Origin of the sequence: Brachybacterium atlanticum (assembly GCF_025669985.1) — a bacterium.
GTDB lineage: Bacteria > Actinomycetota > Actinomycetes > Actinomycetales > Dermabacteraceae > Brachybacterium > Brachybacterium conglomeratum.
Genome location: NZ_JAKJJW010000059.1, coordinates 1 through 8,597, shown reverse-complemented (window position 1 = coordinate 8,597; position 8,597 = coordinate 1). Strand labels below are relative to the sequence as shown.

Annotated in this window: 8 protein-coding genes; all 8 read left to right on the top strand. The window is 73.2% G+C overall.

Annotated elements, in window-relative coordinates:
• Positions 1–2,587 (top strand): Rne/Rng family ribonuclease (locus tag L3K22_RS16375; protein ID WP_263312333.1); only part of this gene is annotated, 2,587 nt, incomplete at its 5' end.
• A 249-nt stretch (positions 2,588–2,836) separates the two neighbouring features.
• Positions 2,837–3,145, top strand: coding sequence for a 50S ribosomal protein L21 (gene rplU, locus L3K22_RS16370; RefSeq protein ID WP_263312332.1), 309 nt, complete (start codon positions 2,837–2,839; stop codon positions 3,143–3,145).
• Positions 3,146–3,179: 34 nt separating this feature from the next.
• A complete protein-coding gene (gene rpmA, locus L3K22_RS16365) occupies positions 3,180–3,434 on the top strand; it encodes a 50S ribosomal protein L27 (RefSeq protein WP_010551799.1) in 255 nt (84 codons plus the stop codon).
• 111 nt (positions 3,435–3,545) lie between these two features.
• Positions 3,546–5,081 carry a GTPase ObgE gene (obgE, locus tag L3K22_RS16360; protein ID WP_263312331.1) on the top strand — a complete coding sequence of 512 codons (1,536 nt, stop codon included), beginning with the start codon at positions 3,546–3,548 and terminating at the stop codon, positions 5,079–5,081.
• The gene (gene proB, locus L3K22_RS16355) at positions 5,078–6,223 is read left to right on the top strand and encodes a glutamate 5-kinase (protein ID WP_263312330.1); all 1,146 of its coding nucleotides are present in this window, start codon (positions 5,078–5,080) and stop codon (positions 6,221–6,223) included. The genes obgE and proB overlap by 4 nt, the downstream gene beginning before the upstream one ends.
• 86 nt (positions 6,224–6,309) lie before the next feature.
• Positions 6,310–7,590, top strand: coding sequence for a glutamate-5-semialdehyde dehydrogenase (locus L3K22_RS16350; protein ID WP_263312329.1), 1,281 nt, complete (start codon positions 6,310–6,312; stop codon positions 7,588–7,590).
• Positions 7,591–7,678: 88 nt separating this feature from the next.
• Positions 7,679–7,873 (top strand): hypothetical protein, encoded by a 195-nt coding sequence (locus L3K22_RS16345; RefSeq protein ID WP_263312328.1) that lies wholly within the window; start codon positions 7,679–7,681, stop codon positions 7,871–7,873.
• 35 nt (positions 7,874–7,908) lie between these two features.
• A complete protein-coding gene (gene nadD, locus L3K22_RS16340) occupies positions 7,909–8,484 on the top strand; it encodes a nicotinate-nucleotide adenylyltransferase (protein ID WP_318604324.1) in 576 nt (191 codons plus the stop codon).
• Positions 8,485–8,597: the final 113 nt, after the last annotated feature.

The following is an 8,597-nucleotide window of genomic DNA, read 5'->3' as shown; positions in this document are numbered from 1 at the left end:
GCCCGCCGCGGCGCCGGAGGACACCGCGCCGCGGACCGTCGTCGCCCCCCAGTCCGAGGAGCCCCTCGAGCCCGGGCCCGCCGCGCCGACGCGCCGTCGCCGCCGGGCCGGGGCGCCGGCGGGAGCGCCGAACTTCCAGGCGCCGATGGCCCAGCCGACGGAGGAGCCGGAGCCCGAGGCCGACGAGGAGCAGGAGCAGGGGACCGCCGCGAACCCCGTCCTGGACGATCTGAAGGCCCTCGCCTCCGCGACCGGGACCGCGCCCGAGACCACTACCGCCGGCGAGCCCGAGGTCGACGAGGACCGGGCGCGCCGGCGCGAGCAGGTCCAGATGGACTTCGCGTCGCTCCTCTTCCAGGCGCCGACCCCGCAGCCCCGCACCACCGTCGCCCCGCAGGACGGGGACGACGAGGACTCCCGCGACGAGGAGGAGGCCGAGGAGACCCGCGACGAGGACGCCCAGCCCTCGCGCCGCAGCCGGTCCCGCAGCCGCTCCCGCCGCTCCTCCTCCCGCGAGCAGGACGCGCCGCAGGACGAGGACACGGACCAGGACGACTCCGAGGACACCGACTCCGAGGGCCAGAACGACAGCGACGACGACAACGACTCCGCCGAGAGCGGCTCGGGCTCCTCGCGCCGCCGCCGGCGTCGCGGGGGCCGCGGCCGTCGCGGCCGCGGGCGCGGGGAGGACGACTCGCAGAGCGGCGACCGCGGCGCCGAGGACGGCGCCCAGGAGGACTCCTCCGAGGACGAGGAGACCGAGGACGGCTCGGGCGAGGAGGGCTCCGGCTCCTCCTCGGGCGGCTCGAGCTCCAGCTCGCGCCGTCGCCGCCGTCGCCGCCGCTCGGGAAGCAGCGGGGACGACGGCTCCTCCCCGGACGATCCGCCGAACACCGTGGTCAAGGTGCGCGAGGCGCGCGACGAGGTCAAGGCCGTCAAGGGCTCGACCCGGCTCGAGGCCAAGCGCCAGCGCCGCCGCGAGGGCCGTGACGCCGGCCGTCGCCGCAGCGTCATCACCGAGGCCGAGTTCCTCGCCCGCCGCGAGTCCGTCAAGCGCTCGATGGTGGTGCGCGAGCGCCAGGGCAGCACCCAGATCGCGGTGCTCGAGGACGACGTGCTCGTCGAGCACTACGTCGCCCAGAAGTCGCAGACCTCGATGGTCGGCAACGTGTACGTCGGCAAGGTCCAGAACGTTCTGCCCTCCATGGAGGCCGCCTTCGTGGACATCGGCAAGGGCCGCAACGCCGTGCTCTACGCCGGCGAGGTCAACTGGGACGCGGTGGGCCTCGAGGGCCAGCCGCGCCGCATCGAGCTCGCGCTGAAGAGCGGCGACCCCGTGCTGGTCCAGGTCACCAAGGACCCGATCGGCCACAAGGGCGCGCGCCTGACCAGCCAGATCTCCCTGCCCGGCCGCTATGTCGTGTTCGTGCCCGGCGGGTCCATGACCGGCATCTCCCGGAAGCTGCCCGACACCGAGCGCAACCGGCTGAAGAAGATCATGCGGCAGATCATCCCCGAGGACGCGGGCGTGATCGTGCGCACCGCCGCCGAGGGCGCGAGCGAGGAGGAGCTCACCCGCGACGTCGAGCGCCTCACCGCCCAGTGGGAGAAGATCCAGAAGTCCCAGAAGTCTCGGTCCGCGCCCGTGGCCCTCTCGCAGGAGCCCGATATCGCCATCAAGGTGGTGCGCGACGTCTTCAACGAGGACTTCACCTCCCTGGTCGTCGAGGGCGGCAAGGTCTACGACGACGTCCACTCCTACGTCTCCGAGGTCGCCCCCGACCTGCTCGAGCGCGTCACCCGCCATGTCGGCGACAAGGACGTCTTCGCAAAGCACCGCATCGACGAGCAGCTGCTGAAGGCGATGGACCGCAAGGTCTACCTGCCCTCCGGCGGCTCCCTCGTCATCGACCGCACCGAGGCGATGACCGTCGTCGACGTGAACACCGGCAAGTTCACCGGCTCCGGCGGCTCCCTCGAGGAGACCGTCACCAAGAACAACCTCGAGGCGGCCGAGGAGATCGTGCGCCAGCTGCGGCTGCGCGACATCGGCGGCATCATCGTCATCGACTTCATCGACATGGTCCTCGAGGCGAACCGCGACCTCGTGCTGCGCCGCCTCGTGGAGTGCCTGGGCCGGGACCGCACCAAGCACCAGGTCGCCGAGGTGACCTCGCTGGGCCTGGTGCAGATGACCCGCAAGCGCGTGGGCCAGGGCCTGGTGGAGACCTTCTCCACCACCTGCGAGCACTGCCACGGCCGCGGCATGACGGTCGACATGGACGCCGACGGCGGCCACAGCCACCCCCAGGGAGGTGGCAGCGGCGGAGGCGGCGAGGACGGCTCCAAGGGCTCCTCGCGCCGGCGCGGCCGACGCGGACGCGGCGGGGCGAAGGACGAGGACGAGCACGGCGGCGACGCCGGCGGCTCCGAGGAGTCCGGCGACGTCCACCGCCTCGCCGACGACGAGGACAGCCGTGCGCTGACCCGCGCGACGATCGCCTCGATCGCCGCCGCCTCGGGCAGCCACAGCCAGCCCGAGGTCGTCGTCGACGGCCAGGTGGTCGATCCCGACGGGGACCAGTGACCTGTTCCACACGGTGTGACGGCGTTCTCGCTGGTCGGGGCGTGTCCCATGGTTGACCGGCTGTTCACGGGATCGTAAGCTGTCCCCTGGCGCAAACGCGTCGCAGTCGTCGTCCGGTGGACATCGCGCGACCGCATCTCCCGCCCGGCTCCCCGGCCGGGAACGGTTGACGGTCGCAGGTCCGCGGTGGTCACCCGAGTGGGCGCACGACTCGAAGACTGGATCCGAATCACAAGATGGAGACGTGACGTGGTGTACGCAATCGTCCGCGCAGGCGGTCGTCAGGAGAAGGTGTCGGTCGGTGACACCATCGTGATCAACCGCGTGGCAGGCGAGGCGGGCGACAGCATCGATCTCGCTCCCGTGCTGCTGGTCGACGGTGACAAGGTCACCTCCGCCCAGGCCGAGCTCGCGAAGGTCAAGGTCAGCGCCGAGAAGGTCGAGGACCTCCGCGGCGAGAAGATCCGCATCCTCCGCTACAAGAACAAGACCGGTTACAAGAAGCGCCAGGGCCACCGCCAGGAGCTCACCCGGCTGAAGATCACGGGCATCGCCTGAGCGATCCCTCGACCAGACAAAGGATTGATCCCAGATGGCATCTAAGAAGGGCGTCAGCTCCTCCAAGAACGGCCGTGACTCCAACGCCCAGCGCCTCGGCGTGAAGCGCTTCGGCGGCCAGGTCGTCGGCGCCGGCGAGATCCTCGTCCGCCAGCGCGGCACCAAGATCCACCCCGGCGACGGCGTGGGCCGCGGCAACGACGACACCCTGTTCGCGCTCACCGCGGGCACCGTCGAGTTCGGCCGCAAGCGTGACCGTCGCGTGGTCAGCGTCGTCGAGACCGTCTGACACGCCGCCCCGGACCCGGGGCACCCAGCGTCCTTCGAGGGGCGGAGCCGATCGCTCCGCCCCTCGTCGCTTATCCACCCCCACGGCACCCTCGACCCTCGGAGAGCACCCATGGCCACATTCGTCGACCGCGTCCGACTGCAGGTCGTCGGAGGATCCGGCGGGCACGGCGCCGCCTCCATCCGTCGCGAGAAGTTCAAGCCCCTCGCGGGCCCCGACGGCGCCGACGGCGGCCGCGGCGGCGACGTGATCCTCGAGGTCGACGCCTCGACCACGACGCTGCTGGAGTACCACCACAAGCCGCACCAGCGCGCGACCGGCGGCGGCTTCGGCAAGGGTGACCTGCGCCACGGCGCGAACGGCGAGGACCTCGTCCTGCCCGTGCCCGACGGCACCGTGGTCACCGAGGAGGACGGCACCGTGATCGCCGACCTCGTGGGCATCGGCACCCGCTACGTCGCCGCGCGCGGCGGCAACGGTGGCCTCGGCAACGCGGCCCTCGCCTCGAAGCAGCGCAAGGCCCCCGGCTTCGCGCTGCTCGGCGAGCCGGGCCAGGAGCGCACCCTCGTGCTCGAGCTGAAGACCGTGGCCGACGTTGCACTGGTGGGCTACCCCAGCGCCGGCAAGTCCTCGCTCATCGCGGCGATGAGCGCCGCCCGCCCGAAGATCGCCGACTACCCGTTCACGACCCTGGTGCCGAACCTCGGCGTGGTCGAGGCGGGCGAGCACCGGTACACGATCGCCGACGTGCCGGGGCTGATCCCCGGCGCCAGCCAGGGCAAGGGCCTCGGGCTGGACTTCCTCCGCCACATCGAGCGCTGCCACGTGCTGGTGCACGTGCTGGACGCCGCCGCGCTCGAGTCCGACCGCGACCCCGTCAGCGACCTCGAGATCATCGAGTCCGAGCTCGCCGCCTATGCCGCGAGCCTGGACGAGGAGGCGGAGACCCGCGTGCCGCTCATGGAGCGGCCCGCCGTGGTCGTGCTGAACAAGACCGACCTGCCCGACGGCGCCGACATGGCCGACCTCGTCCGCGAGCGGCTGGGGGAGCGGGAGATGCCGATCCTCGACGTCTCCGCGGTCTCCCGCAAGGGGCTGCGGGAGCTGTCCTTCCGGCTCGGCGAGCTCGTCGAGCAGGCGCGCGCCGCCCTGCCCGCTCCTGAGCCGGCGCCGGTCGTCCTCACCCCGCGCGGCGCGGATCGGGCCTCCTTCGAGGTCGTCACCGAGCAGTACGACGGCGGCACCGCCTTCCGCATCCGGGGCGACAAGCCCGAGCGCTGGGTGCGCCAGACCGACTTCACCAACGACGAGGCCGTCGGCTTCCTCGCCGACCGCCTCGCGAAGCTCGGCGTCGAGGACGGGCTGTTCTCCGCCGGGGCCGTCGCCGGCTCCACCGTGCTGATCGGTCCCGGGGACGACGCGGTCGTCTTCGACTGGGAGCCGACGATGGTGGGCGGCGCCGAGATGCTCGGCCGCCGCGGCACCGACGACCGGCTCGAGGACCACCACCGCCCCACCCGCGAGCAGAAGCGCGAGGAGCAGAAGGCCCGCACCGCCGCCCGCATGGACCGTCTCGCCGCGATGGAGGCGGAGCGGAGGTCCGGCCACTGGGCCGATCCCTCGAGCGACGGGGACGGTCAGCGGTGAGCGTGGCGGAGCTGCGTCAGCCCGTCCGTCTCACCGCCCGCGAGGAGCTCGTCGGCGCGCGCCGCATCGTCGTGAAGATCGGCTCCTCGAGCCTGACCGACGCACGGGGGAGGCTGGACCAGTCCCGCCTCGACGGCGTCGCGGAGGTCGCCGCGGCGCTCGCGGCGCGCGGCACGGAGCTCGTGCTCGTCTCCTCCGGGGCGATCGCGGCCGCGCTCGGCCCGCTGGGACTGCCGGAGCGGCCCGCCTCGGTGCCGCTGCAGCAGGCCGCCGCGAGCGTGGGCCAGGCCCTGCTCGCCACGGCCTGGTCCCGAGCCTTCGCCGCGCACGAGCGGACCACCGGGCAGGTCCTGCTCACCGAGTCCGACGTGATCCGCCCCCAGACCTATCGCAACGTGCGCAGCGCCCTGGAGGCCCTGCTCGAGCTCGGCACCGTGCCGGTGGTCAACGAGAACGACACCACCGCCACCCACGAGATCCGCTTCGGGGACAACGACCGCCTCGCGGCGCTCGTCGCGCAGCTGCTCGGCGCCGATGCGCTGATCCTGCTCACCGATGTCGACGCCCTCTACACCGCCCCGCCCCGCGAACCCGGTGCGGAGCGGATCGGCGTGGTCGAGGACGTGGCGCGCCTGGCCGGGGTGAGCATCGGCTCGGTCGGCTCGAAGGTCGGCACCGGCGGCATGGTCACGAAGCTGTCGGCCGCCCAGCTCGCCTCCACCACCGGCACCGCGGCGCTGATGACCTCCGCCGAGCGCTTCGCCGAGGCGGTGGAGGGACGGGACGTCGGCACCTTCTTCCCCGCCCATCACGGCCGTCGCCGCTCGCGCCTGGTGTGGCTGCGCTTCGCGACTCGCGGCGCGGGGACGCTGCACCTGGACGAGGGCGCGGCCGGCGCCGTGCGCTCGCGCCGTCGCTCGCTGCTCGCCGTCGGCGTCACCCGGGTCGAGGGGACCTTCCCCGCGGGGGTGCCCGTGGACGTCGCCGCCCCGGACGGCACCGTGATCGGCCGCGGCCTGACCTCCTTCAGCTCCGACGAGCTGCGGGCCATGGCGGGGCGCGGCACCGACGAGGCGCGGGAGCTGCTGGGGGAGCGGTACCGCCGCGCCGCGATCCACCGCGATCAGCTGGTGGTGCTCTGACGCACCGGGGGCCGGTCCTCCCGGCGCGCCGGTTCCCTGGGCGGACGCCCCGGGCTCCCTGGACGTCCTCCTCGTAGACTCGGGCCATGGACGACCAGTCACCTCCCGTCGAGTCGGCGGTCCGCAGCGCCGCCCGCGCCGCGAAGGACGCCCAGCCCGTGCTGGCGCGCCTCCGCCGCGCCGAGAAGGACGCGCTGCTGCACGCCATGGCCGAGGCGCTCATCGCCCGCGCCGACGAGATCGTCGCCGCCAACGCCCAGGACCTCGCCGCCGCCGACGAGTCCGGCATGGCCGCCGGACTGCGCGACCGGCTCGCCCTGGACCCGCAGCGGATCGCGTCGATCGCGCAGCAGCTGCGCGACGCCGCCGCGCTGCCGGACCCCGTCGGCGAGGTGGTGCGCGGCTCCGTGCTCGCCAACGGCCTCGAGCTGCGCCAGGTGCGGGTGCCGATGGGCGTGATCGGGATGGTCTACGAGGCGCGCCCGAACGTGACGGTCGACGCCGCCGGCCTCGCGCTGAAGGCCGGCAGCGCCGTCGTGCTGCGCGGCGGCTCCGCGGCGCTGCACTCCAACACCGCGCTGATCGCGGTGCTGCGGGACGTGCTCGCCGAGCGCGGGCTGCCGGCGGATCTCGTCGTCGGGATCGACGCGCACGGCCGCGAGGGCGCCGACGTGCTCATGCGCGCCCGCGGCCTGGTCGACGTGCTGATCCCGCGCGGCGGCGCGGGCCTGATCCGCCGCGTGGTCGAGAACGCCCAGGTGCCCGTCATCGAGACCGGCACCGGCACCACCCACGTGCTGGTGGACGCGAGCGCCGACCTCGACCAGGCCGAGCAGATCGTGCTCAACGCCAAGACCCAGCGGGTCGGGGTGTGCAACGCGCTGGAGACGCTGCTGGTCCACCAGGACGTCGCCGCCGAGGCGCTGCCGCGGCTCGGCACCGCTCTCGCGGAGGCCGGGGTGCGCCTGCACGTGGACGAGCGGGCGGCCGCGCTGCTGCCGGCCGGCGTCGAGCACGTCCCCGCGACGGAGGAGGACTGGGACGTGGAGTATCTCGCCCTCGAGCTCGCGGTCGCCGTCGTCGACGACCTCGACGCCGCGCTCGCGCACATCCGCGCCCACTCCTCGGGCCACACCGAGTCGATCCTCACCCGCGACCTCGTCTCCCAGCAGCGCTTCCTCGCCGAGGTCGACTCCGCCGTGGTCATGGCCAACGCCTCCACCCGCTTCTCCGACGGCGGCGAGTTCGGTTTCGGCGCCGAGATCGGGATCTCCACCCAGAAGCTCCACGCCCGCGGCCCGATGGGGCTGAGCGAGATCACCGCCACCAAGTGGCTGGTGGTCGGCCAGGGCCACGTCCGCCCGTGACCCCACTCCCACCCGGCGGGTTCCGGCCGGCACCCCGCCCGCGCTGTGGGATGATGGGCCGGTCACTCGAGGAAAGGCCTTCTAGAACATGATCGACCAGCTCATGATCCTCGCCGAGTCCGGCGCCGGCGCGAGCGAGGGCATCCCCGCACCCTTCATCGGGATCGGTGCGTTCGCGATCCTGATGACCATGCTGGCCATCACCTGGCTCACCGGGGGTGCGCACCACCGCAGCCTCGACAAGAAGCACGACGCGGACACCGACACCGACACCGACCGCTGAGACCGGTGGAGCTGCAGCGACGACGGATCGGCGTGATGGGCGGGACGTTCGATCCCATCCATCACGGCCACCTCATCGCCGCCAGCGAGGTGCAGAGCGTCTTCGCGCTCGACGAGGTCGTGTTCGTGCCCACGGGCCGGCCCTGGCAGAAGGCGTCGCAGGAGATCTCCGACCCGGAGCACCGCTACCTGATGACCGTCGTCGCGACCGCCGCGAACCCGGTCTTCACCGTCTCGCGCGTGGACGTCGACCGGCCCGGCGCGACCTACACGATCGACACGCTGCGCGAGCTGCACGCCGAGCACCCCGATGCGGACCTCTTCTTCATCACCGGCGCGGACGCCCTCCAGAACATCCTGACCTGGAAGGACACCGAGGAGATCTTCCAGCTCGCGCACTTCGTCGGCGTCACCCGGCCGGGGCACGAGCTGGACACCTCGGGACTGCCGGACGACGGCGTCACCCTGATCGAGGTGCCCGCCATGGCGATCAGCTCCACCGACTGCCGCACCCGCGTCGCCGCCGGCGCCCCCGTCTGGTACCTGGTGCCCGACGGGGTCGTGCAATACATCAACAAGTACGCGCTCTACACAGGAGGTGACGGCCGATGACCGAGCCGGAGACCACCCCGCGGCGCGGCCGCCGCGCCCGCGCGCTGAGCCCCGAGGAGCTCGCCGGCGCCGAGCCGAGCCCCGAGGCCCCGGGACGCCGCGGCGCCGTGCCC

Coding starts and splice junctions, on each gene's coding strand:
- rpmA (WP_010551799.1), top strand. CDS start 3,180: ATGGCATCTAAGAAGGGCGTCAGCTCCTCCAAGAACGGCCGTGACTCC.
- obgE (WP_263312331.1), top strand. CDS start 3,546: ATGGCCACATTCGTCGACCGCGTCCGACTGCAGGTCGTCGGAGGATCC.
- L3K22_RS16350 (WP_263312329.1), top strand. CDS start 6,310: ATGGACGACCAGTCACCTCCCGTCGAGTCGGCGGTCCGCAGCGCCGCC.
- L3K22_RS16345 (WP_263312328.1), top strand. CDS start 7,679: ATGATCGACCAGCTCATGATCCTCGCCGAGTCCGGCGCCGGCGCGAGC.
- nadD (WP_318604324.1), top strand. CDS start 7,909: ATGGGCGGGACGTTCGATCCCATCCATCACGGCCACCTCATCGCCGCC.